This is a genomic window from Rhizorhabdus phycosphaerae, assembly GCF_011044255.1.
GTDB classification, from domain to species: Bacteria; Pseudomonadota; Alphaproteobacteria; order Sphingomonadales; family Sphingomonadaceae; genus Rhizorhabdus; species Rhizorhabdus phycosphaerae.
The window spans coordinates 42,843-66,411 of record NZ_CP049107.1; the positions used below are offsets into that span (position 1 = coordinate 42,843).

General features: G+C 64.9%; 24 protein-coding genes, 1 tRNA gene and 1 other RNA gene. 17 read left to right on the top strand and 9 right to left on the bottom strand.

Going from position 1 to position 23,569, the window contains the following annotated elements; genetic code table 11:
• Nucleotides 1-5 precede the first annotated feature (5 nt).
• Nucleotides 6-614, bottom strand: coding sequence for a phosphatase PAP2 family protein (locus G6P88_RS00220; RefSeq protein WP_165321287.1), 609 nt, complete (start codon nucleotides 612-614; stop codon nucleotides 6-8).
• Nucleotides 615-719: 105 nt separating this feature from the next.
• Here G6P88_RS00220 and G6P88_RS00225 point away from each other — a divergent pair, with 105 nt between their 5' ends.
• A complete protein-coding gene (locus tag G6P88_RS00225) occupies nucleotides 720-2,219 on the top strand; it encodes a Ppx/GppA family phosphatase (protein WP_165321288.1) in 1,500 nt (499 codons plus the stop codon).
• Between the two features lie 42 nt (nucleotides 2,220-2,261).
• On the opposite strand, the gene rnd is transcribed toward G6P88_RS00225, so the two are convergent.
• Nucleotides 2,262-3,443 (bottom strand): ribonuclease D, encoded by a 1,182-nt coding sequence (gene rnd / locus G6P88_RS00230; protein WP_165321289.1) that lies wholly within the window; start codon nucleotides 3,441-3,443, stop codon nucleotides 2,262-2,264.
• Between the two features lie 95 nt (nucleotides 3,444-3,538).
• Between rnd and aspS the strand changes: the two genes are divergently transcribed.
• The 7 genes from aspS to G6P88_RS00265 all read left to right on the top strand — a co-directional run bounded on the left by aspS (nucleotide 3,539) and on the right by G6P88_RS00265 (nucleotide 9,173).
• Complete coding sequence (gene aspS, locus G6P88_RS00235; protein ID WP_165321290.1) at nucleotides 3,539-5,317, top strand: aspartate--tRNA ligase; 1,779 nt, start codon at nucleotides 3,539-3,541, stop codon at nucleotides 5,315-5,317.
• Between the two features lie 152 nt (nucleotides 5,318-5,469).
• On the top strand, nucleotides 5,470-6,255 hold the full coding sequence (locus tag G6P88_RS00240) for a polyphosphate kinase 2 family protein (protein ID WP_165321291.1): 786 nt from the start codon (nucleotides 5,470-5,472) through the stop codon (nucleotides 6,253-6,255).
• A 141-nt stretch (nucleotides 6,256-6,396) separates the two neighbouring features.
• Nucleotides 6,397-6,669 carry an HU family DNA-binding protein gene (locus tag G6P88_RS00245; RefSeq protein ID WP_165321292.1) on the top strand — a complete coding sequence of 91 codons (273 nt, stop codon included), beginning with the start codon at nucleotides 6,397-6,399 and terminating at the stop codon, nucleotides 6,667-6,669.
• A gap of 156 nt (nucleotides 6,670-6,825) precedes the next feature.
• Nucleotides 6,826-6,900 (top strand) — tRNA-Val (locus G6P88_RS00250).
• Nucleotides 6,901-7,734: 834 nt separating this feature from the next.
• On the top strand, nucleotides 7,735-8,103 hold the full coding sequence (locus G6P88_RS00255; RefSeq protein WP_165321293.1) for a response regulator: 369 nt from the start codon (nucleotides 7,735-7,737) through the stop codon (nucleotides 8,101-8,103).
• A 183-nt stretch (nucleotides 8,104-8,286) separates the two neighbouring features.
• Nucleotides 8,287-8,652, top strand: a complete 366-nt coding sequence (locus G6P88_RS00260) for an addiction module antidote protein (protein WP_247710558.1) — start codon at nucleotides 8,287-8,289, stop codon at nucleotides 8,650-8,652.
• A 110-nt stretch (nucleotides 8,653-8,762) separates the two neighbouring features.
• A complete protein-coding gene (locus tag G6P88_RS00265) occupies nucleotides 8,763-9,173 on the top strand; it encodes a nuclear transport factor 2 family protein (protein ID WP_165321295.1) in 411 nt (136 codons plus the stop codon).
• Here the strand turns inward: G6P88_RS00265 and G6P88_RS00270 are convergent.
• Nucleotides 9,139-11,166: an acyltransferase family protein gene (locus tag G6P88_RS00270; protein WP_165321296.1), complete on the bottom strand. Its 2,028-nt coding sequence runs from the start codon at nucleotides 11,164-11,166 to the stop codon at nucleotides 9,139-9,141. The genes G6P88_RS00265 and G6P88_RS00270 overlap by 35 nt on opposite strands.
• Nucleotides 11,167-11,254: 88 nt before the next feature.
• Nucleotides 11,255-12,061: a phosphotransferase family protein gene (locus tag G6P88_RS00275; RefSeq protein ID WP_165321297.1), complete on the bottom strand. Its 807-nt coding sequence runs from the start codon at nucleotides 12,059-12,061 to the stop codon at nucleotides 11,255-11,257.
• Nucleotides 12,062-12,189: 128 nt separating this feature from the next.
• Here G6P88_RS00275 and G6P88_RS00280 point away from each other — a divergent pair, with 128 nt between their 5' ends.
• Entirely contained in the window at nucleotides 12,190-12,366 is a 177-nt protein-coding gene (locus G6P88_RS00280; protein WP_206335828.1) for a hypothetical protein, read from the top strand.
• A 50-nt stretch (nucleotides 12,367-12,416) separates the two neighbouring features.
• On the opposite strand, the gene G6P88_RS00285 is transcribed toward G6P88_RS00280, so the two are convergent.
• On the bottom strand, nucleotides 12,417-13,064 hold the full coding sequence (locus tag G6P88_RS00285) for an alpha/beta hydrolase (protein ID WP_165321298.1): 648 nt from the start codon (nucleotides 13,062-13,064) through the stop codon (nucleotides 12,417-12,419).
• 112 nt (nucleotides 13,065-13,176) lie between these two features.
• On the opposite strand from G6P88_RS00285, the gene G6P88_RS00290 reads away from it, so the two are divergent.
• The 6 genes from G6P88_RS00290 to G6P88_RS00315 all read left to right on the top strand — a co-directional run bounded on the left by G6P88_RS00290 (nucleotide 13,177) and on the right by G6P88_RS00315 (nucleotide 17,959).
• Nucleotides 13,177-14,235 (top strand): cysteine desulfurase family protein, encoded by a 1,059-nt coding sequence (locus G6P88_RS00290; protein ID WP_165321299.1) that lies wholly within the window; start codon nucleotides 13,177-13,179, stop codon nucleotides 14,233-14,235.
• A complete protein-coding gene (locus G6P88_RS00295; protein WP_425594464.1) occupies nucleotides 14,193-15,317 on the top strand; it encodes a cysteine desulfurase family protein in 1,125 nt (374 codons plus the stop codon). Before G6P88_RS00290 ends, G6P88_RS00295 begins: the two co-directional genes overlap by 43 nt.
• On the top strand, nucleotides 15,314-15,649 hold the full coding sequence (locus tag G6P88_RS00300) for a 2Fe-2S iron-sulfur cluster-binding protein (RefSeq protein WP_165321300.1): 336 nt from the start codon (nucleotides 15,314-15,316) through the stop codon (nucleotides 15,647-15,649). The genes G6P88_RS00295 and G6P88_RS00300 overlap by 4 nt, the downstream gene beginning before the upstream one ends.
• An 87-nt stretch (nucleotides 15,650-15,736) precedes the next feature.
• Nucleotides 15,737-15,834: signal recognition particle sRNA small type (gene ffs / locus G6P88_RS00305), an RNA gene on the top strand.
• 56 nt (nucleotides 15,835-15,890) lie between these two features.
• Entirely contained in the window at nucleotides 15,891-17,624 is a 1,734-nt protein-coding gene (locus G6P88_RS00310) for a DNA polymerase III subunit gamma/tau (RefSeq protein WP_165321301.1), read from the top strand.
• Entirely contained in the window at nucleotides 17,621-17,959 is a 339-nt protein-coding gene (locus G6P88_RS00315; RefSeq protein ID WP_165321302.1) for a YbaB/EbfC family nucleoid-associated protein, read from the top strand. The genes G6P88_RS00310 and G6P88_RS00315 overlap by 4 nt, the downstream gene beginning before the upstream one ends.
• Before the next feature lie 74 nt (nucleotides 17,960-18,033).
• On the opposite strand, the gene mtgA is transcribed toward G6P88_RS00315, so the two are convergent.
• Both mtgA and G6P88_RS00325 read right to left on the bottom strand, forming a co-directional pair.
• Nucleotides 18,034-18,729 carry a monofunctional biosynthetic peptidoglycan transglycosylase gene (gene mtgA, locus G6P88_RS00320; protein WP_165321303.1) on the bottom strand — a complete coding sequence of 232 codons (696 nt, stop codon included), beginning with the start codon at nucleotides 18,727-18,729 and terminating at the stop codon, nucleotides 18,034-18,036.
• A 12-nt stretch (nucleotides 18,730-18,741) separates the two neighbouring features.
• Nucleotides 18,742-20,175, bottom strand: coding sequence for a hypothetical protein (locus G6P88_RS00325; RefSeq protein ID WP_226946662.1), 1,434 nt, complete (start codon nucleotides 20,173-20,175; stop codon nucleotides 18,742-18,744).
• A 129-nt stretch (nucleotides 20,176-20,304) separates the two neighbouring features.
• Here G6P88_RS00325 and G6P88_RS00330 point away from each other — a divergent pair, with 129 nt between their 5' ends.
• Complete coding sequence (locus G6P88_RS00330) at nucleotides 20,305-21,108, top strand: transporter (protein ID WP_165321305.1); 804 nt, start codon at nucleotides 20,305-20,307, stop codon at nucleotides 21,106-21,108.
• A gap of 47 nt (nucleotides 21,109-21,155) precedes the next feature.
• On the opposite strand, the gene rpoH is transcribed toward G6P88_RS00330, so the two are convergent.
• Nucleotides 21,156-22,061: an RNA polymerase sigma factor RpoH gene (gene rpoH / locus G6P88_RS00335; RefSeq protein WP_165321306.1), complete on the bottom strand. Its 906-nt coding sequence runs from the start codon at nucleotides 22,059-22,061 to the stop codon at nucleotides 21,156-21,158.
• Nucleotides 22,062-22,157: 96 nt separating this feature from the next.
• A complete protein-coding gene (locus tag G6P88_RS00340) occupies nucleotides 22,158-23,114 on the bottom strand; it encodes an RluA family pseudouridine synthase (protein WP_165321307.1) in 957 nt (318 codons plus the stop codon).
• A 41-nt stretch (nucleotides 23,115-23,155) separates the two neighbouring features.
• Here G6P88_RS00340 and G6P88_RS00345 point away from each other — a divergent pair, with 41 nt between their 5' ends.
• A complete protein-coding gene (locus G6P88_RS00345) occupies nucleotides 23,156-23,521 on the top strand; it encodes a M67 family metallopeptidase (RefSeq protein WP_247710559.1) in 366 nt (121 codons plus the stop codon).
• Nucleotides 23,522-23,569: the final 48 nt, after the last annotated feature.

A 23,569-nucleotide genomic window follows, 5' to 3' on the forward strand; every position in this document is an offset into this window, starting at 1 on the left:
GGCCGTCAGGCCGGCCGACGCGAGGCCTCTGGCAGCCAGAAGCCCGCAATCCCGATCCAGATCAGCGCGACGCCCCACCCGGCGAGCACGTCGCTCGGCCAATGCACGCCGAGCGCGAGCCGGCTCCAGCCCACTGCCAAGGCGAAGGCCGCAAGGGCCGGGGTCAGCCAGGGGCTGCTGCGGCCAAAAAGCAGCGCGAGGGCGAGCATCGTCAGCATCGACCCGGCTGCGTGCGAACTGGGGAAGCTGAGGCTGGTCACCTCATCCAGTCGCCCGGCGAGGGGCGGCCGCGGGCGCGCCAGAATTTCCTTCGCGGCCTCGACGAACAGGCGGCCAGACCCGACCGCAAGGAAAAGCCACAGCGCTTCGGCCTTCCGCCGCCTGAACGCCAGCAGCAGGACAACCGCCAGTGCGACGGGCCCGAGGGTGCTGAAGCCGCCCGCGTTGGTCAGGAGGCTCGTCGCGGGGATCAGTGCGGAGGAGGGTACGAACCGAAAGACCGCCAGCACATGGCTGTCCATGGCCGGGAAGGCGAGCCATAGCGCCGCCCCGGCCGCGAGGAGGACGAAGCCGAGAAGCGGCCAGGCAATGACGGGTCTGACGGGCGGGCTCATGGCCTCGCCTGCCACGCCGTGCGCAGTTCGTGCAAGATGCGCAAGGAACCAAGGCACAACTTACCGCTTCCGGTCCCGAGCGGATTTGCGTTAGAGCGGAGGCCTATGCCAGCGATTTCGATGTTCCGTCGGGCCAAGCATCCGGCGCCGGGCCATACCCGTGTCGGAATCATCGACATTGGCTCCAACTCGATTCGCCTCGTCATCTATGATGGCCCGGCCCGGGTGCCGGCGGCGCTGTTCAACGAGAAGGTCATGGCCGGTCTGGGCAAGGGCCTGGCGCGTACCGGCGCGCTCGATCCCGAGGCGATGGAGCGTGCGTTGCATGCCTTGTCGCGATTCAAGCGGTTGGCCGAGCAGATGGGCGTTCCCAACCCGCGGACCGTGGCGACGGCAGCCGTCCGCGACGCCAGCAACGGCAAGATCTTCATCGATCGCGTCTTCGAACTGGGGCTTCCGGTCGAGATCCTCTCGGGCGACGATGAAGGGCGGATTGCCGGACTGGGGGTCATCGCGTCGATACCGGAGGCCAATGGCATCGTCGGAGATCTCGGCGGCGGAAGCCTCGAACTTGCCCGGGTCATCGACGGCGAGGTGCGCGAGACCAGTTCCTTTCCGCTGGGCGTGCTGCGTATCGATGCGGTCAAGGCAAACGGTCCCCGTGCCTTGCGCGCACTGGTCGCGCGGACGCTCGACAAGGCGGGATGGAAAGGCAAGGGGGCGGGACTCCCCTTCTATATGGTCGGCGGCTCCTGGCGTTCGCTCGCCCGCCTCGACATGTATCTGACCAACTATCCGTTGCCGATCGTCCATCATTATTGGATGCCGCCCGAAAACGCCCAGCATCTCGTGCGGGTGCTCGCCCATCTCGATCGCAAGCGGCTGAGGGAGGTTATCGGCCTTTCGGGGTCGCGCATTCCCACCATGTCTCACGCGGCTGCGTTGCTGACCCATGTCGTCCGCGAGCTCGGATCGAGCGAGCTGATCGTCTCGGCCTATGGCCTGCGCGAGGGGCTGCTCTACGAGGAACTGTCCCCCTATCAGCGCGCGCAGGATCCCCTGATCGCGTCGACCCGCGAGGAGGGCGCCCGGCAGGGCCGCTTTCCCGAACATGGCGACCTGCTCGAACGGTGGATCGCCCCGCTGTTCGAAGGCGAGGGCCGCGAGGATGCCCGTGTGCGCCACGCGACCTGCCTGCTCGCGGATGTGGGCTGGCGAGCGCACCCCGAGTTTCGCGCCGAACGCGGCGTCGAGACGGCGCTGCACGGTAATTGGGTCGGCATCGATTCGCGCGGCCGCGGGATGATGGCGCATGCGCTGTGGACCAGCTTTGGCGGCAATGGCCTGGTGCCGGTCATCAGCAGCATCTGCTCGCCGTCCGAAATCGTCACGGCCGAGCGCTGGGGCCTTGCGCTGCGGCTTGGGCAGCGTTTCTCGGGCGGCGTAGCCGACGCGCTGACGGGAAGCCGGCTGTCTCTGACGCCGGACGCCGTCGAGTTGCGCGTCGACAAGGAAAATGCGCTGCTCCACGGCGAGACGGTGGAGCGCCGCCATCGCACGCTCGCTGCGGCTTTCGGCCGCGAGCCGCGACTGATCGTAGATTGAGGCGACCGCAACCGGGGGCGTCCGCTTGCCCCCGTGCTCCTATCATCCGGCGGAGGTTTCCGCCTCGAGCGCCGACATCACCATCCGACCATTGCGGACGCTGAAGGCCAGCCGTCCTTCGACCAGCGCAAGCGCATCCTTGCCGAACACGTCGTGGCGCCATCCCTTCAGCATGGGCAGGTCGCGCACGCCGGCCGCGAGTAGCTCCAGTTCCTCCGACCGTGCAATCAGCCGTGGCGCGACGTCGGCATCGCGCGAGCGGACCTTGAGCAGCAGTTTGAGCAGGTCGGCGATCAGGGCGCCCTCCTTGCCCAGGCCCGGCTTGCGATCCTCGCGCGGGGGCATCTCACTGTCCGGCAGGGGTTGCGACCCGGCGATGGCGGCCATCAGCCGCGCACCGATGTCGTTCTGTGCCCAGCTTGGCGAGAGGCCGCGCACGCGGGCGAGGTCCGATTGGACCTTGGGCGGATGAGAGGCGAGGTCGGCCAGTGTCTCGTCTTTGGCGATGCGGCCGCGCGGCAAGTTCTTCGATCGCGCCTCGCGCTCGCGCCAGGCGGCGATCGCCTTGAGCCGTCCAAGCACTTCGGCCTTCCGGCTCGGAAGGCGGATGCGGGTCCAGGCGAGATCGGGCTCGTTGGCATAGCTTGCGGGATCGCACAGCCGCTCCATCTCATTGTCGAGCCAGCCGCCGCGCCCGGTCTTGCGCAGCTTTTCCAGCATGCGCGGGAACAGCTCGGCGAGATAGGTGACGTCGCCGATCGCATAATCGATCTGGCGCTTGTCGAGCGGACGGCGAGCCCAGTCGGTGAACCGCGCGCCCTTGTCCAGCTTGATGCCCAGCAGGCTTTCGACGAGATTCGAATAGCCGATCTGCTCGCCCATCCCCATCGCCATGGCCGCGATCTGCGTGTCGAACATCGGATGCGGCGTCTTGCCCGTCAGGTTGTGCACGATCTCCAGATCCTGGCCGCCGGCGTGGAAAACCTTGAGAACGTCGGGATTGTCGACGAGCAGGTCGAGCAGCGGCGTCAGGTCCAGATCCTTGGCCTTGGGATCGATCGCGGCCGCTTCTTCGCTGTTGGCGATCTGGATGAGGCAGAGGTCCGGCCAGTAAGTGCTCTCGCGCATGAACTCGGTATCGACCGTCACGAAGGGCGACTGGGAGAGCCGGGTGCAGAGATTGGCGAGGGTCGCGCTGTCGGTAATGAGTGGGTGAATGTGCATGGCGACGTGCATAGCCGGGTTACAACGCTTGACAAGCACCGCGCGCCCGCGCGAAGCGCACCGCTCGCAATTTCACCGGAAAGTTGATCTTACTCATGCACGCCTATCGCACGCACAGCTGCGGCCAGCTCCGCTCCGAGCACGTCGGAACCCAGGTCCGTATCTCCGGCTGGGTGCACCGCAAGCGTGACCATGGCAATCTCCTGTTCGTCGACCTGCGCGACCATTACGGGCTGACGCAGATCGTCACGGACATCGAGTCCGAGGCGTTCAAGCAGCTCGAGCGGCTGCGCGTCGAGTCGGTCGTCACCATCACCGGCGATGTGGTCGCCCGGGCACCGGAGGCGGTAAACCCGAACCTCGCGACCGGTGCGATCGAGGTCCGCGCGCGTGATGTGGCGGTTCAGTCGGTAGCGCAGGAGCTGCCGCTCCCGGTCGCAGGCGAAGCCGATTATCCCGAGGATATCCGTCTGCGCTATCGCTTCCTCGATCTGCGTCGCGACCGGATCCATTCGAACATCGTCCTGCGCTCGAACGTGATCGCCTCGATCCGTCGCCGCATGATCGACCAGGGCTTCACCGAATATCAGACCCCGATTCTGACAGCCTCGTCGCCCGAAGGCGCGCGCGACTTTCTGGTGCCCAGCCGCATCCATCCTGGCAAATTCTATGCGCTGCCGCAGGCGCCGCAGATGTTCAAGCAGCTGCTGATGGTTGCCGGTTTCGACCGCTATTTCCAGATCGCGCCCTGCTTCCGCGACGAAGATGCGCGCGCCGACCGCTCGCCGGGCGAATTCTATCAGCTCGACTTCGAGATGAGCTTCGTCACGCAGGAGGACGTGTTCGCAGCGATCGAGCCGGTGCTGCACGGTGTGTTCGAGGAATTCGCCAACGGCCGTGCCGTCACGCCGGCGCCGTTCCCGCGCATCGCCTATAAGGACGCGATGCTGCGCTATGGCTCGGACAAGCCCGACCTGCGCAACCCGCTCGAGATCACCGACGTCACCGAGCATTTCGTCGGCTCGGGCTTCGGCCTGTTCGCGCGCATCGTCGAGGGCGGTGGCGTCGTCCGCGCCATCCCGGCACCGGGCGCGGGTGCCAAGAGCCGCAAATTCTTCGACGACATGAACGACTGGGCGCGCTCGCAGGGGCATGCCGGCCTCGGCTACATCAACATCAAGGGCGGCGAAGCCGGCGGCCCGATCGCCAAGAATCATGGCGAGGAAGCGACCGCCAAGCTGGTTACCGCTCTCGGCCTCGGCCCGGACGACGGCGTGTTCTTCGCGGCCGGCAAGGAACTGCCGACGGCGAAGCTCGCAGGCGCGGCGCGCACCCGTGTCGGCGAGGAGCTGGGCCTGATCGAGCAGGGCGTGTTCAAATTCTGCTGGGTCGTCGACTTCCCGATGTTCGAATATGACGAGGAGAACAAGAAGATCGACTTCAGCCACAACCCCTTCTCGATGCCTCAGGGCGAGATGGAAGCGCTGGAGACGATGGATCCCCTCGATATCCTCGCCTATCAATATGACATCGTCTGCAACGGCGTAGAGCTGTCCTCGGGCGCCATCCGGAACCACCGTCCGGAGATCATGTACAAGGCGTTCGAGATCGCGGGCTATACCCAGGAGCAGGTCGAGGAGAATTTCTCGGGCATGCTCAACGCGTTCAAGTTCGGCGCGCCTCCGCATGGCGGTTCGGCCCCCGGCATCGATCGTATCGTGATGCTGCTGGCGGACGAGCCGAACATCCGCGAGGTGGTGCTGTTCCCGATGAACCAGAAGGCCGAGGACCTGATGATGGGCGCGCCCTCGCAGGTGAGCCTGAAGCAGCTGCGCGAACTGAACATCCGGGTCGTCGAGCCGCAGAAATCCTGATGACGGCCGGGGAGGGCGTTGCGCTCTCCCCCGTGCTGGCCCGGCTGTGATCTGTCCCATAGCCGGACGGTAGGGAAACTGTTTACCGACTCCTGCGATTGAACCATCCTGTCCCGACGATCATGGGATCGGGTCGGGTGGAGTGGTGACGCTTGGCAGTCGATCTTGCTGACTATGAGAAGGGTGAGCCCTTCAACGGCGACTATGAGGCCGCGCTGGCGGAGGTGCAGAAGCGCCTCGGCCGGCTGCACGTCGCGCATGTCGTGTGCAACCTGCGGACGATGATCCTGTTCGAGGGATGGGACGCGGCCGGCAAGGGGGGCGCGGTCCAGCGGCTGACGAGCGGATGGGACCCCCGGCATTTTCGCGTCTGGCCGATCGGCGCGCCGACCGACGAGGAGCGCGGCCGGCACTTTCTCTGGCGCTTCTGGCAAAAGCTGCCGGGCAAGGGACGAATCGCGATTTTCGACCGCACCTGGTACGGGCGCGTGCTGGTCGAGCGGGTCGAAGCCTATGCCGACGAACGGGCATGGCGACGCGCCTATGACGAGATCAACGAGTTCGAGGCGCAGCAGCAGACTGACGGCGTCAACATCATCAAGATCTTCCTCCACGTGACCCAGGCGGAACAGGACCGGCGCCTCGCGGATCGGCTCGACCATCCGTGGAAGCGATGGAAGGTGACCCCGGAGGATTTTCGCAACCGGGCCCGCCGCGCCGACTATGTCGCGGCCATGGCGGAGATGTTCCGGGAAACGGATACGCGCTGGGCGCCATGGGCCATATTCGACGCCAATGACAAGAAGGCGGCACGGATCGCTGTTCTCAACCATATTGCCGAACGCCTGGAACGGGTGGTGCCGCTGGAGCCTCCGCTGCTCGATCCCGATTTCGAGCGCTATGCGCGAGCACAGCTGCAAGCTACGCCAAAGCCCTGAAACACGGCGCTTGTCGGCCTTTTCAGACCCTTGCGGAGATGTCGCCATTGTTGCAGCATCGCGGTCGCGGAGTCGAGCCGGGCGCCGCCGCCGGGGCGCGACCGTTCTGGCATCAAAGAGAGACAGGTAGGGGACGAAGGCATGAATAAACAGGAGCTTATCGGCACAGTTGCCGAGGCCACCGGCATGACCAAGAACGATGCCACCAAGGCGGTCGAGGCCGTGTTCGACTCGATCACCGCGCAGCTCAAAAATGGCGACGAGGTCCGGCTGGTCGGGTTCGGAACCTTCTCCGTGACCAAGCGCAAAGCTTCGACGGGGCGCAATCCGCGGACGGGCGAACCGATGCAGATCGATGCGTCGAGCCAGCCAAAGTTCAAGCCGGGCAAGGGTCTCAAGGACGCCGTCAACTGATTTAGGCGCCCGCGTTACGCCGGGTGCCTTGGGGGCAGGGCCGCCGCGCGGTTATCCGTGCGAGCGGCCTTCGCTTTTTTGGGCTGGACAGCGCGAGCGTCCCACCCTATCCGCGTCGCCGTCGGCGGATATATTCCGTACCAGACGACGCAGAGTGGGCGCATAGCTCAGTGGTAGAGCACTGTGTTCACACCGCAGGGGTCGCAGGTTCAAACCCTGCTGCGCCCACCACTCTGCATCTCTCTCTCTCTAAATTTCTGTTGGAAGCCAGCTACCGGTTCGCGCTGTGCTTCGGCATGGTGCGATCGACTCCGCCTATCCGGCGCGCAAGCGCGGCGCCAGGGCATGGTGTGTGAATGGCGCTGCGCCGGGCATGCTCACCGGCCGGTTGGCAGGGCGCCTCTATTTCGAGGTCGCAAGCATCGCAACGCTCACGAGCAATATCGTCAAAGCTACCCACCGCAGGATGAGCCGCAGCATCCGACGCGCGCGTCGTCGACCTGCGGTCATCTGGAGGACAGGTGGCAGGTCGAGCGAATGATCGGCTCGCGCGGTCGCCGTGGCAGTGGCGCGGAGCGTTCGCTGCTTGCGTCCGTTGATTTTGACGAATGGAAGCGGGGCCGGACCAGGCAGCGCCGGGATGGCTCTGCTCCCTCCCTGAGTCGGCCAACGTTGCGATGGGGACAACGGAATGATCCCCGGCATCGCCGCGAGCCGGACCTCGCCTGAAGGGCTGTCCGAAGACGTCATGCGCGGAGCGGCCAGCAGGTTTTCTCCCAGGCGGGAGGGATCCCCGATGAAGATCGAACCAGTCAATGCAAAGCCTCGTGCATTTATTTGTTAAGTATAGTTGACGATGAAGCTCACCTTGAAATGATAACTATAGTTAACAGGCACTAGAAGTTGAGCTTACCCCGCTCACAGCGCCATAATGCACGATATTTCGCAAATAAATTCGCGAAATTCGTTGCAAAAAAATTCAGGTCCAATATCCAACAATTATAGATTGTTATAAATTGTAACATCGGGATGGATTCGCAATCCAGAGACTCCGTGGTTTTACGTATGAAGATATTGTTTATTGATGATGATAGAATGGTCCTCGAAGTCGTCGGAGAGATGCTGTCGGACCTTGGCTATAATATGAAATTGATATCCGATCCGCGGGAAGCGGTTATTTACTCGCAGCAAAGGTGCTTTGATATTGATGTAGTTATATCCGACATCCACATGCCGTATATGTCCGGAACTACGGTCGTTCGTAAAATTCGCGAGATCCATCCAGATCTTCCTGCAATTTTTCTTACAGGGCATGCGGACATAACTGCACCGGGGAAGTTGTTAACGAAGCCCTGCACATTGGGGAGCCTCGAAAAGGCGATCGCCGAGGTGAGCGGACGCAGGAAAATCGGAAGCTTGCTCAGGAGCGGTTAACCTAGCGCCGTCACGAGTACGCAATCGATTTTTAGATATTGCGGATCAATATTCTCGATCTGCTCGTTTGAGTGCTGAGATCTCTTCGACGTTACGGAAAAGGTCCATTCTTATAATGGAAGGAGGCTGGAACTGAAGATCATGACATCAGGGCCTCGCTGTCTGTCGGAAGAGTCGGATGCGTTGGCGGATTCGCTGGAGCCGGTCTTCGAAAGCGGAAGCCCGGCGGAGATCAGGCGGGTCTTGAAACGCGTTGCCCGAGCACATGGCGTCAGCGTGCTGGCACGCGAGACGGGCCTTACCAGAGAGGCCATCTACAAGGCGCTCGGAGATCAGGGAAATCCGACATTGGATACACTGTCGCGCTTGCTCGAGGCGATGGAGTTGCGCCTTTCGGTGCGCGCCGCGCGGGCGCCGGAGAAGGCGCGGGCTAGTCGTGGGCCATCCCCCGCAAGTGTCGCAATCGATCGGCGCTCCGCAAACCGCTGTGTCATCAGTTGCGGGCTCGAGGGTGGCCCTTCGCAGGATGCGGGCGCCGAGAAGGGCTGAGTGTCTCGAATTCTCCTGCAGCTGACGTGGTGAGCCGCTTCGGTTCGAGGCCGCAGGATTGACGCTATGCCTGGCGTCTGTCACGCCTCCGACGGTAAAGGGAGAGCGCTATGGAAAGCGAGCCGCAGCGTAACGTCGCCGCCGTGACAGCCTTTATCGACGCAATGAATCGCGGTGACGTTGCGGCCATCGTCGATGCCTATGCCGAGGATGGCGTGCTGACCACGATGGGCCATACGCTCATCTCCGGCACGTTCGACAAGGTCACAGTCGCCGCCGCCGCCGGCGGTATCTTCGAGGTCTTCCCGCAGGGCATAGCGTTCGAGGTCCATCGAATAACGGCGCAGGAGGATCGCGTCGCGGTGGAGGCATCATCGCGCGGGATGCACATTTCCGGTCGGGAATATCGCAACCACTATCATTTTCTGGCCCGGTTGCGGGACGGGAAGCTGATCGAGTGGAAGGAATATTGCGACACCGAGGCGATTACCGAGATATTGTGCGGGGGGCAGCGCCGCTGATCTCCGGCTTGGGCCGGGTGTCTGCGAGGAGCGGGCCAATGAGCGGAAGGATCAGCCTGACGCCCGTTCTGCTCAGATGGTTGTGATCGAAGTAAAGGGCCTCTCCCCGCTCGTCGAGCACCGGGCAGCGCCCGGCCGGGCACAGGACCGGTATCGGATCGACGAACTCAATGTCGAGGCCCCGCGCGGCAGCGTCCAGCAGGTGCATCGCCTGTCCGCTGCGGTCGCGATAGGCCGAGAGGGGCAGATCGAGCGTGGACGGACTCTCGACCCTCTTCAGCAGAAGACGGGCCGCGCTCATGGGCACGCGGAAGGTGAATTCCGGCGTTGACCGAATGATCACCAGTCGCTTGCCCGACCGAACGAGCGTTTCGAAAGTGGCTCTGGCGGCCTTGGCGAACTCGGCGGGATTGTCTTCCACCCGGCCGCCTGAATCGAAACGGAAGACGGTCGCCGGGTCGCCGCTGGCCTGGGTATAGCCGGTCGTGTAATTGGCCCATTCGGCATAGAAGAGTACCGTCGTCACCCGGCGGTCGGATGCGATCCGGCGCAATGCTTCATCGCGTGCGGCGGTGCACTTGCGCCTGGCGGTCAGGTCCGCTTCGAGCCCGGCGAGCGGCGGGCACCAGCTCCAGGTGAAGATCATCCCCTTGATGCCTCTTGTGCGGAGATCCTCTGACAGGTCGTCGGCGATCGAGGTGGCGTGGCTGTCGCCGATCACGGCCACGCTGGGCTCGCCCTCCGTCGCGCCGATGAAGCAGCGCTCTCCTCTTGCTATGGCATCGGCGCCGAGTTTGTTCAGGCAACCCGCCTTGCTCCCGAAAGAGGCGCGCAGGACGCGGAGCACGGCCGGCGGCATACGCTCGCGAAAGCCTCGCTCTGCCACGATCACCTGTCCGATCAGCATGAGCGTCCCGATGCTCAGGCCGAGCAGGCATAGCAGGGCTCGACGGCTTGCCAGCGGTCCATTCGGCCGACGCAGAGGGCGCTCGACGAAACGCCAGCTGAGATAGGCGATCGGAAAGACGAGCAGGATCAAGATGCAGCCGGTCAGCGCCGGTATATCGATCGAGTTGTGCAGCCTGTAGAAGGCAAATAGCGGCTGATGCCAGAGGTATAGGCTGTAGCTCATCAGCCCTGTCGTCACGAGCGGCCTTGTGGTCAGAGCCTTTCCGACCGGCGTCTTCTGCGGTTCGCCGAGCAGGATGAGCACCGTTCCCACAACGATCGGCACTGTGGCGAGACCTGGAAAGGGCGTTGCGCCATCATAAAAGAACATCGGGAGCGTAAGCAGCGGGAGCGTCACCCAGGCCGCCGTGGCATGCCGGATCCGAAGCCCATGCCTGGCCGCCAGGGCGCTCAGAACACCGGCGATCAATTCCCAGGCACGGCTGGGAGCGAGGTAGAAGTTCGCGGCCGGGTGCCAATGCGAGGCCCATTCGGAAAGGGCGAGGCTGAAGATCATGGCGCCGGTCAGGACGAGGACGATCGGCCGGACGCCCAGCCGGCGCAGCATCGGGATCAGGAGCGGAAAGAGCAGATAGAATTGCCCCTCCACCGCCAGCGTCCAGCTATGCTGGAGTGGATTGAGTTCCGAGCGCTCGCTGAAATAGCTTCCTTGCCGCCAATAGCGGATGTTCGACGTGAGCATCAGCGTCGCGGCCATGTTGCGGGCGAAAGCAATGAGCTGGTTCGGCAGCATCAGCCAATAGGCGGGCGCGACCAGGGTCGCGGTCATAACGATGAGAGCCGGCATGATGCGCCGCGCGCGACGCTCGTAGAATTGCGCGATCGAGAAGCGCCCTTGCGCCAGCGCTTCGAACGCCAGCGCGGCAATGACGTGACCCGACAGGACGAAGAAGATGTCGACGCCGACGAAACCGCCCGAGGCCCAGGAAAAGCCGGCATGATGGAACAGGACCATCATCACGGCCACGGCGCGAAGCCCGTCGATCTCGGGGCGATAGGTCGGCGCGACAGGGTTTCGGTCCATGGGCGTCGCGATCCCTAGACGACGTCCGGCACTTGGCAATCCGGTCAATCCCGGGGCAGACGATCTTGGCCGAAAGCGGACGGACGCGTCACGGAGCGAATCCCATCTGCTCGAGCGACTCCAGCACGGATAGGCGATGTACGCTGCTGTCCGGGACGAGCGAAGCGACCGCGATCGGGATGCGCCATGCGGCCACCTGCTGCTCGTCGATATCGGAGCGGCGCAGATATTCGCGCAGATAGAAGGAGGCCGCCATCGGCCGCAGGACGTTCAGAGCCGGCCAGGTTCGCAACACGCGACCGAACCCCGAATGACGGAACAGCAGCTCTGTCCGCGCCACGTCCCCGGCGGGATCGCCCTGGCAGCCGTTCGACCAGTCGATCGCGGCGATGCCGTGGCGGGTCAGCAGCGCGTTGCCCGGATGAAAATCACCGTGGCAGAGCCGGTCTCCGCGCGGCAGCGCGTCGAGCCGGTCGAGGGCCTCCTGTCGCGCGCGTTTGCTGACAGTGGCCTGCTCGATCCTGACGCGGATGATATCGTGCTGCGCGTGGCGAAGCCCGTCTCCACTGCAACGGTGAATCAGGGCATGATAGTCGGCGAAGCGCCGCAAAAGGGGACGCCAGCGCAGCAGGCGCAGCGGAGAGGTTCGCAGCAGGGGCCTGCCCGGCAGCTCCTCCAGGATGATGCCTCTGCGTCGACCGCATTCATGGGTGCCGAAGGTGCGCGGGACATGCAGTCCCTGATCCTGCGCATAGCGGATGCCGTCATGCTCGCGGTCGACGACACCCGGGTCGAGACCTTCGCGGTAGAGCTTCAGAACGCGGCCACCGTTGAGCCTGAAGACCTCAGCGCTTGCCCCGGCGCCGACCAGCGCCACGAGATGGGGAACGATCATCTCACCAACCCCTTGTCCGCCTGACGAGATGGGGATCCGCCCGGCGTGTCGAGCGGGCCTGCCTGATTGACAGGCGCCCGCGATGCGGTCCATCGCACATTTTCTGTTCGGACGAAGGTGGACCCAGGATGAACGGCCCCGCCGCTTTTACGCTTTCCATCCTCATGCTCGCGGGATTTCTGCTGGGCGGAGGCGGGCTTTGGCTGATTCTGAAGCGCAACGACTATAAGCGCGGCTGGCTGATGATAGTGGCGGGCACCGTCATGTTCGCCAACGTCGCGATCTGGACGCTGCCGACCGCGTGACGACGCTACCCTTCGGGAGCGCCCCGTCACGCGGCTGAGCGTCGTCGGCTTCAACGATCGCCGGAAAGACGCATGTCCAGATAGCCGTCAACCGACTGCATCAGTTGCGGCATCTCGTCGGCGAAGAAGTGGTTCGCGCCGGGGATGACGTCGTGATGGATGGTGATGTGGCGCTGGGTCCGCAGCTTGTCGACGAGCTTCTGGACCGCGCCGGGCGTCACCACCTCGTCGCTGTCGCCCTGGATGATGATGCCCGAGGACGGGCAGGGCGCGAGGAAGGTGAAATCGTACATGTTCGCAGGAGGGGCGATCGAGATGAAGCCCTTGATCTCCGGCCGGCGCATCAGCAGCTGCATGCCGATCCAGGCACCGAAGCTGAAGCCGGCGATCCAGGTCGTCTGCGCCTCGGGGTGGATCGACTGGACCCAGTCGAGCGCCGAGGCGGCATCGCTCAGTTCGCCCACGCCATTGTCGAACGTGCCCTGACTCTTGCCGACGCCGCGAAAGTTGAAGCGGAGCGTCGCGAAACCGCGACGCACGAAGGTCTGGTAGAGCGACTGGACGATGCGGTTGTTCATCGTGCCGCCGCCCTGCGGGTGCGGGTGCAGGATCAAAGCGACGGGCGCGCGCGGACGAGGGCCGGGGTTGAAACGCCCTTCGAGGCGCCCTTCGGGTCCTGGGAAAATGACTTCTGGCATCGATATCCTTCGGGACATGGATTGAGCCGGGCGCACCGGATGGCGCGCCGCCGAACGAACGCCTATATAGGCCCGGGCGCTTCGCGCGCAATCAATTGGAGCATATTCGCGCGTGGTGCTGTCCAGACTCTATCTAGACCATGCGGCGACGACGCCGATGCTGCCCCGTGCGCGGGCGGCGGTGGCGGAGGCGATGGAGCGGTGGGCCAACCCCTCGTCGCCCCACGCCGAGGGCCGTGCGGCCCGTGCGGCGCTGGAGGATGCCCGCGCGCGGATCGCGGCGGCGCTGGGCCATAGCGGTGCGCTGATCTTCACCAGCGGCGCCAGCGAAGCGATCGAGATCGCCATGCGGCGCGGCAAGGCCGCCCGGCGCATGCTGTCGGCGGTCGAGCATGACGCGGTGCGCCGCGTGGCGTGCGACGCGGCCATCCTGCCGGTGGATCGCCTGGGACAGGTGCACGAGGACGCCGTCGGCGGGGCGGACACGCTCCACGCCATCCAGCTGGTCAATAACGAAACCGGGGTCGTCCAGCCGATCGACGCGCTGCGCGAGCGCATCGCCGAGCGTGGGGGCCTGTTGCTGATGGACGCCGCCCAGGCGGCCGGCAAGATGCCCCTGCCGGGCGCCGATTTCGTCAGCATATCGGCCCATAAGCTGGGCGGTCCGCCTGGCATCGGGGCACTGCTGGTCCGCGATCTGGGCCTGCTCGAGCCGAGCGGGGGGCAGGAGCAGGGCTATCGCGGCGGGACCGAGAATCTCCCCGCGATAATGGGCTTTGCGGCGGCTCTGGATGAGAGCATTGCATGGACGGCGCGGGCGTCCCGGCTTCGCGACCGGCTTGATTCTGCCATTCGCGACGGCGGGGGGATGGTGGTCGCCGACGAGGCTCACCGAGCGCCGGCGATCGCGAGCTATCGAATGCCGGGCGTGGCCGCCACGGCCCAGCTCATCCGTTTCGACATGGCCGGGATTTCGGTTTCGGCGGGAAGCGCATGTTCGTCGGGCAGCCTGAAGCCCAGCCATGTGCTGGCAGCGATGGGCTGGAGCGAAGCGGAGGCGCGCGAAGTCGTTCGCGTCAGCTTTGGGCCGCAAACCGAAGAGGCCGACATCGACCGCTTCGTCTCCGAATGGCACAAGGTTGCGGCCAGCGCCCGGACGCGCGCGGCGTGATCTATCTCGACTATCAGGCGACGACGCCCCTGGCGCCCGAGGTGCGCGAGGCAATGTTGCCTTATCTAAGCGAGAAATTCGCCAATCCCCATTCGCCGCACAAGGCCGGGCGGGAAGCGGCGGCGACGATCGCAGTGGCCCGGGAGCGGGTGGCGGCGTTGATGCCGCCGGGTGGGCAACTGGCCTTTACGAGCGGTGCGACCGAGGCGCTCAACTGGGCGATCAAGGGGAGCCGGGGACCGATCGTGACCCTCGCGACCGAGCATAGCGCGGTCCTCGACGCGGCTCGTGCTGCCGGGCGGCCAGTTACGGTCCTGCCGGTCGGGACGGATGGCCTCGTCGATCTGGCAGTCGCCGATGCTGCGATCCGGCCCGGTACCGGGCTCGTCGCGGTGATGCTGGTGAATAACGAGACCGGCGTTATCCAGCCGGTTGCCGAGATTGCGGCGCTTGCCCGCAAGGCGGGTGCCCTGACCCTGTGCGACGCAGTCCAGGGCTATGGTCGGGTAGCCATTCCCGACGGCTGCGATCTCGTCGCGGTGTCGGGGCACAAGATCCATGGTCCCAAGGGGATCGGCGCGCTCTGGCTGCGCGACGGGCTCGATCTCGAGCCGCTGCTGCACGGCGGACGGCAGGAGCCGGCCGGACGGTCGGGCACCCAGGCCCCTATGCTCTGCGCGGGTTTCGGCGTCGCTGCCGCCCTCATGGCGGAACGGCAGGGCGAAGACCGCAGGCATGTGGAGCTCCTGTGGGACGCTGCGATCGAGGCGCTGGGGACCGGTTGGACATTGAACGGGTCGGCGGAGGCGCGGTGGCACGGCAATCTCAACCTGCGCCGGGAGGGACTTGATGCGGCTCGGCTGATCTCGAGCTTGCGCGACCTCGCCTTTTCGGCCGGGTCGGCTTGCGCGAGCGGTTCGGGTAGACCCAGCCATGTCCTCAAGGCTATCGGTCTCACCGACGCTCAGGCGCGGTCGAGCATCCGGCTCGGTTTCGGGCGCTATACCAGCGTGGAGGATGTTCGACGGGCTATGGCGATGATCGGTGAAGCGGCCATTCGGCAGGGAGCCTGGGCGGCGTGACGAGGGTGGTGTTCCTGTCCGCCGATGGAGAAAGGCGGAGCGAGGTTGATGCGGCGCCGGGCCTTCGCCTGCTCGAGGTGGCACAGGCCGATGGCCAGCCGCTCGAGGGAACCTGCGAAGGGCAGATGGCCTGCTCGACCTGTCACGTCATCGTCGACCCGGTCGACTTCGCCCGGTTGCCGCGCGCGTCGGAGATGGAAGAGGATTTGCTCGACCTTGCCAGTCATGTGACCCGAACGTCACGACTCGCCTGCCAGATTCACCTGACCGAGGCGCTCGACAGCCTGACGGTACGGATGCCGCCCGGGTCCAGGAACATGCAAGGGCGCTGACGGCATCGCGAACGGTGCGCCGTCGCGCGGACCGCGGCGGTCGACGGCAGGCGGCTTGCATCGTCTCAACTTCTCCCCCATATGCGCCGCGGGAGTCGGGCGGACGGTGCCGTCGCCAACCCGGTCAGGTCCGGAAGGAAGCAGCCGCAACGATTTCGTATCGGGTCGTTCCGGCTCCCACCTCTCTCGCTTCGGCAAATATCACGGGGACAACCGGCCCCCGGCTGGGTAAAGTCTCGGCATGTCCGAATCTTCAACGCCATACCGCGTTCTTGCGCGCAAATATCGGCCGCAGAATTTCCGAGAGCTGATCGGCCAGGACGCGATGGTCACGACGCTGGCCAACGCGATCCGGCGCGAGCGGCTCGCGCATGCGTTTCTGCTGACCGGCGTTCGCGGGGTCGGCAAGACCTCGACCGCAAGGCTGATCGCCAAGGCGCTGAACTGCATCGGTCCGGACGGGCAGGGCGGACCGACGATCGATCCCTGCGGCGTCTGCGAGCCCTGCGTCGCGATTGCGGAAGGGCGGCATATCGACGTCGTCGAAATGGACGCGGCGAGCCACACCGGCATCGACGATGTGCGCGAGATCATCGAGGCGGTGCGCTATGCATCGGTTTCGGCGCGCTACAAGATGTACATCATCGACGAAGTCCACATGCTGTCCAAGTCGGCCTTCAACGGTCTGCTCAAGACGCTCGAGGAACCGCCGGCCCATGTGAAATTCCTGTTCGCCACGACCGAGGTGAACAAGGTACCGATCACCGTGCTGTCGCGCTGCCAGCGTTTCGACCTGCGCCGGATCCCGGCCGACAAGCTCGCCGCGCATTTCGCCGGGGTCGTCGCGACCGAAGGCGTAGAGGCAGAGGCCGAAGCGCTGGCCCTGATCGCGCGGGCGGCGGAGGGCTCGGCTCGCGACGGCCTGTCGATCCTCGACCAGGCGATCGCCCATGGCTCGGGCAAGGTCGAGGCGGCTCAGGTGCGCGACATGCTCGGCCTCAGCGATCGCGGAGCGATAAGGCGGCTCTTCGGCGCGCTGCTGTCGGGCGATGCCCCCGCAGTGCTTGCGGCGGTGCGCGGACAATATGATCTGGGCGTCGAGCCGGTCGCGCTGCTCCACGGCCTGCTCGAAACCTGCCACGGCGTGACCCGCGCCAAGGTCGCCGGCACCGATGACCCGGCATTGTCGGTCGAAGAGCGCGAGGCTTTCGTGGAGTGGGGCGCCCGCCTCGGCTTCGCGACCCTGCACCGTCTCTGGCAGTTGCTGCTGAAAGGGCATGCCGAGGTCCAGACTGCGGCGATGCCGATCGAGGCCGCAGAAATGGCCCTGCTGCGCGTCGTGCACGCCAGCCAGTTGCCCGACCCCGGCGAACTGGCGCGCAAGCTTGCGAGCGGCGACACGGGGGAGCGTGCGACCGTCCCGGCCATGGGCTCGGCTGCGCCCGCGCCCGCGCCTGCCTCAGCGGTTGCTGCCTCACCTTTTGCTGTCGCGCCCGAACCGTCGGCTATGATGGTCCCGCCGGTAAGGGTCGTCGAAAGCAGCCTTCCTGATCCGAAGCCGGCACCTGAGTCCCCGGCACCAGAGCTCCCGGCACCCGCGCTGCCGGCCTCAGCCCAGGCGCTGCACGCGTTGCTGCTGTCCGAAAACGCGCTGCTGGCGCAGCTTTTCCACGACTACGCATCGATCGTTCGCCTTTCCGGTGAGGAACTGGTGATCGCGCGCCATCCGCGCCTTGCCGCCAGTTTCGCCGGCGATCTCGGCAAGGTGCTCGCCAAGGCGACCGGCGTCACCTGGTCCATCGCGATGGCGTCCGACGCAGGGGAGCCCTCGCTCCTCGCCCAGGCCAAGGCGCAGGAGGAGGCCGCGCGAAACGCGATCCTCGACTCGCCACTCGTCAAGGCTGCCTTCGCGGCCTTCCCCGAAGCGGAGCTGATCGACTACAGCGCCCCCGAACCACGGAGTCTCGCATCATGAAAAGCCTCGAAGAGATGATCGCCGCCGCCCAGAATGCGGCGCAGACGATCCAGACCCAGATGGAACAGGCCCAGACCGTGCTCGACACGATCGAGGTCGAAGGTGCGTCGGGCGGCGGCCTCGTCAAGATCCGCGCGAGTGCGAAAGGCCGGATCATTGGCGTCGCGATCGACGACTCGCTTATCGTTCCTTCGGAAAAGCAGATGCTCGAGGATCTCATCGTCGCCGCGATCAACGACTGCCGGACCAAGGCGGATGCCGCCTCCAATGCCGAGATGGCGAAGCTGACCCAGGGCTTGCCGATCCCGCCGGGCTTCAAGATGCCTTTCGGCTGAGGACCCGCGTCGCCACACCCGGCAGACGATTTTTCAAGGCGGCGCGATTCGGGACGACCGTTTCGCGCCGTTTTTCATTTGAGACAGCCGGCTAGCCCGAATCGTTGGACCTGCCCCATGCGCCGGGCGATCCGGTCGCCATAGCGGCGGGTATAGCCGGTCGGCGCGATGGCAGCCCGCTTCTTGGGCAAAGGCAGAACCGCGGCGATGCGCGCCGCTTCGGCGCGGCTCAGTCGCGATGCGTCATGGCGGAAATAGCGCATGGCCCCGGCATTGGCGCCATAGGTGCCGATCCCGGTCTCCGCGACGTTGAGATAGACCTCCATGATTCGCTTCTTCGACCAGAGCAGTTCGATTAGCAGGGTGAACCAGGCCTCCAGCACCTTTCGCAGATAGCCGCCATTTTGCCAGAGGAAGGCGTTCTTCGCGGTCTGCTGGCTGATGGTGGAGCCGCCGCGAATCTTCCGGCGTCCCTCGATGTTATTCTCCAGTGCGTTGTACATCGCCTTGAAATCGAAGCCGAAATGACGGCAGAAATTGCCGTCCTCGGCCGCGATGGCGGCGATCGGCATGTTCGACGACATATCGTCGAGCGACATCCAGTCCTTGGTGATGCCACGCCCGTCGGTCGCATTGGCGAGCATCGTTGCCGTCACCGGTGGCGGCACGAAGCGGTAGAGCGCGACCCAAAGGACCGAGCCGATCACGAAATAGAGGATGCCCCGACCGAGAATGCGGAGCGCTGCACGGGCACGAGAAGACTTCGGCATGGCCGCCGGATATCACCGGTCGGCGCGCAGGATAAGCCCGCTATGCGTCCTGATCAGCGACAGACGTGCGGTTTCCAATCCCCGCAGCCCGCTCTTTCGGAGGATCTTGTCCGGCTTCGGGCGCACGAAGGGGGGCACCTGCTCGACCCACAGCAGCACGGGGCACCGGTCTAGACGAGCCGTGACCGGCTTGCCTTCGCGCAACAGCGTTACCGGAAAGCCGTGCAGCTTCGCCAGCCGCCGATAGCCGAGATCGAAGACCGGTTCTTCCCGACGTGCTGCGCGCGACGTGCTGCCCTCGTCGATCCGCCAGCCGGAGGCTGCATAGACCTGGGTCTGGGGGCATTGCTCGACGATGCGGGCAATCTTCTTCGCTCCGTTCTGCCAGGCACCACCGAGGCCGCCTACCGCCATCGACGTGAGCGCGGACAGAGCCGCCACCGCACACAGAGCGTTCGTCCACAACCTGCTATCGAGCAGCTTGGTGCCGGCCGTTGCCATCAGCGCAGCGACGAGGACCGCAAGATCGGCGCTGTTGGAACTGGTGACCAGACGGCGCTGCGCATCGATTTGCAGGATCGCCACGAGCGCTGCCACGAGCGAGATGCCGAGCAGGGCTGCGAACCCGCTGTCGTGCCGCGTCCATTTCTCGCGGCGGACATAGGCGCCAGCGACTGCGATAGGGTTATGCACGATCGTGCCGATCAGCAGTCCCGTCATCACCGCGAAGGCGGAGGTGGACTCCAGATCGATCCAGTTCTGATACAGGTCGAAATGGCGGCTCCAGGACGGCGCCTGCCACGAAATGGAGGCCACCACGGCTGCCACCGACAGGGCGAGAGTCAGGATCAGCGATCTGGCCCAACGGCGCAGCCCGCGTGCCATCGCGGCGAGGATGGTCGCCATGGCAAGAACGCTGCCGAACAGCGCGCCGCCATAGTCGAGCGTAATCGCGGCCATCGTCGCCAGCAGGCCGAAGATCGCGATGCGTCCGTCCTTGCGGCTTCGATAATCCTCCTGCACATAGAGAATGTGGCGCGCGAGCATGGTCTGGATCGCGAAGCCCGACAGCTGCCAGAAATCGCCGCGATAGAGGCCGATCGCGTGGATGGTCGCCGGAGTCGACAGCATGAGCAGCAGGAAGACCGCGTGAAATTGTCGATCATCGGGCAGGCGGCGCATGAAGGCGCGTCCGGCAAGAAGCAGGAAGATCAGGGCAGGGGCGTGCGAGGCGAGCCTCGCCAACGCGACTAGATCGAGGCCGAGCCGCGACAGGAGCGATGCCCAGGCATCGAAAACCGGGGGGCGAATGTCGAGCGACCAGCGCAGGTGGGCCAGCGTGTCGATCGGCTTGCCGGCATCGGCGAGATAGAGTGTCCAGAGATCGTCGAAGGATGTGCCGTCGAGCAGCGCCGAGGCCAGCAGGCAGCCGACGACGATCGCCATCGAAAGCGCGATAGCCTTATCGCCGCGCCTCGCCCGCCGCGGCGTATTGTCTTCCCCCGTCATGAACGCGCCAGTAACATGTGGCAGCGCACATGTCAGTGGAACAGGTCACAGCGACAAGGAAAGTTCATGGTCCGCTGCGTAGTTATTGCGGGTCTGGCGCTGGCGATGGGCGCTACCGGATCGCCCCTTTCGGCCGCAGAAAGGGACTATTGTCCCGATCGTCCTGGGATCGGCAATCCGACCTGTACCATGGAGGTCGGAGCTACCTCGGTCGAGGTCGGGCTGGCAGACTGGTCGCGAGATAGCATGGGAGTGGCCGACAGGACGACCGACCTGGCGCTCGGGGATATTCTGGTCCGAAGAGGGGTGGCCGATCGTGCCGAAGTGCAGCTCGGTTGGACCAGCTTCGGGCGGCATTTCGAGCGCGATTCCGTTGGTACGAGGTCGCAAAGCGGCATGGGCGACATATTCGTCGCCTTCCGCCGCAACATGATGAATCCCGACGGGAGCGGTACGTCTCTGGCGGTCATGGTGCAGGGAACCATCCCGACCGGGGGAGCCGCGATCGGCGCGGGGGACTGGTCGGCAGGCCTGGAAGTGCCGATGTCGTTCGAGCTCAACGACCATCTTTCTTTCGCGCTGATGCCATCTGTAGAAGCTGCGGTCGACGAGGATCGATCGGGCCGGCATCTGGCCTATGCCAATGTCATCGGGTTGACCGACAAAATGTCCGACCACCTGAGCGCTACGCTCGAATATCAGGTGGAGCGCGACCGGGACCCGTCCGGTCACCAGACATTTCACGTCGCCGGCTTCTCCATGGGACTGCAGCCAGATGACGACTTGCAGTTCGACATCGGCGTCAACGCGGGATTGAACCACGCAGCAACCGATGTCGAAATCTATGCTGGGATATCACGCCGCTTCTAAGCGGCATGGCGAGATGAGCGAGGGCGGGGCGTGAGCCCCGCCGATCGTCAGCCGGCCGGCAGCAGGCGCTTCTCGCCTGCGATCCGCATCATCGCCTTTTGCAGCTTGTCGAACGCGCGGACCTCGATCTGACGAACCCGCTCGCGGCTGACGCCATAGACCTGGCTGAGCTCCTCGAGCGTCTTGGGTTCGTCGACCAGCCGCCGCTCTACCAGGATGTGCTTTTCCCGGTCGTTCAGAGCCGCCATAGCTTCCTGCAGCATATTGTGCCGCACCGCACGCTCCTCGACGTCGGCCAGCCGCTCGTCCTGCAACTGCCCCTGGTCGATCAGCATATCCTGCCATTCGCCCTCGCCGTCTTCGCGCATCGAGACGTTGAGCGACGCATCGCCACCCATCGACATGCGGCGGTTCATCTGGGTGACCTCTTCCTCGGAGACCCCCAGATCGGTCGCGATCTTGCGCAGGTCCTCGGGCTTGAGGTCGCCATCCTCGAAGGCATCGAGCTTCGACTTCATCCGGCGGAGGTTGAAGAACAGCTTCTTCTGCGCCGCGGTGGTGCCCATTTTGACGAGGCTCCACGACCGCAGGATATATTCCTGGATCGATGCCTTGATCCACCACATCGCATAGGTGGCGAGGCGAAAGCCGCGATCCGGCTCGAACTTCTTCACGCCCTGCATGAGGCCGATATTGCCTTCGGAAATGAGCTCGCTGGCGGGCAGGCCGTAGCCGCGATAGCCCATCGCGATCTTCGCCACGAGCCGCAGATGCGACGTGACCAACCGCGTCGCGGCTTCGGGGTCGCCATGCTCGTGAAAGCGCTTGGCGAGCATATATTCCTCTTCTGCCGTGAGCAGGGGAAATTTCCTGATCTCGGCCAGGTAGCGATTGAGACTCTGCTCACCGCCCAGTGCGGGAATCGTGGCGGGCACGTTCTTACCGCTTGCCATGATCGACTTACTCCCTTCGGCCGTGGAATGCGGCCCGTTTGACCTCTGTGTCGATAAGGAGAATCACTCCGTACCGTTCTGTAACATCCATAGCATCTATAAACGCAAATCGCTGAACAAAAGCTGCATGTCGGCCGGAATTTCGCTATCGAACGATAAAGCCGCGCTTGTGATCGGATGCAAGAAGCCCAAACGGGCAGCGTGCAGCGCCTGACGCTTGAATTGCAAACGGTTGAGTAACTCCCGATGTTCCGGGCGGCTGCGACCATAAACCGGGTCGCCTAGCAGTGGGTGGCCGAGCGACGCCATGTGGACGCGGACCTGGTGGGTACGTCCCGTTTCCAGCCGGCATTCGACCAGCGCGGCTGCGCGCAGCGGCTCGATCGTAGAGAAATGCGTCACGGCACGCTTGCCGCGTCCGTCGCCGACGATGGCGATCTTCTTGCGGTTCGCGGCCGACCGCGCGAGCGGAGCATCGACCGTTCCTTCGGCTGGCCTCGGCCGGCCGGCGACGATCGCCCGATAGCGGCGATCGATGCTGTGCTTGGCGAACTGGGCGGCCAGTCCGACATGGGCCGGGTCGGTCTTGGCAGCGACCATCAATCCCGACGTGTCCTTGTCGATGCGGTGGACGATGCCGGGGCGCTCGACACCGCCGATGCCGGAGAGGCTGCCCCGGCAATGGTGCAACAGCGCGTTGACCAGGGTTCCGTCGAGATTGCCGGCGGCCGGATGCACGACCAGCCCGGCGGGCTTGTCGATCACGATCAGATGCTCGTCTTCGAACACCACGGTCAGCGGGATGTCTTGCGCTTCATTGTGCGCAGGCGCGGGGGCCGGCACGCGAACCTCGAAAATCGCCCCTGGCAGGACTTTCGCCGCCGGATCGCGGACGAGAACGCCCTCCGGAGTCGACACCTGACCCGAGGAGATCAGTGCCTTGAGGCGTTCGCGAGAATGGGTGGGGAGGGCGACCGCGAGCGCACGATCGAGCCGCCAGCCTGCCGCATCGTCCGGCACCACGGCCGTCAGCGTCGATTTCCCCCCAGTCATCGTCTAGGCATGTGGCGATGCCGATGCGGATATCAAGGGCGTTGCTTGACGCGATCATCAGCCGGGCGGCGGCGAGCCCTGCCGCCGAGGTCTGCGGCCTGTTGCTGGGTCGGGGCGAGGCGATCGAGCAGGTCGAGCATTGCCGCAACGTGGCCGGCGATTCTCGCACCAGCTTCGAAGTCGATCCCGCAGCGCTGATCGCGGTGCATCGCGCGGCCCGGCATGGCGGGCTACATCTGCTTGGCCATTATCATTCGCACCCCAATGGGATAGCCGCGCCGTCGGAACGCGATCGTGCGGCGGCGGAGCCCGGCAGCCTGTGGATCATCGTCGCGGGGGGCAGGGTGACTGCGTGGCGAACTGCGTCCAGCAGAGACTTCGTTCCGGTCGAACTGCTTGTGGAATGAACTTCCGCGATTGCCTTGCATGCGTGCGCAAGGCAGAAGACGCGGCCT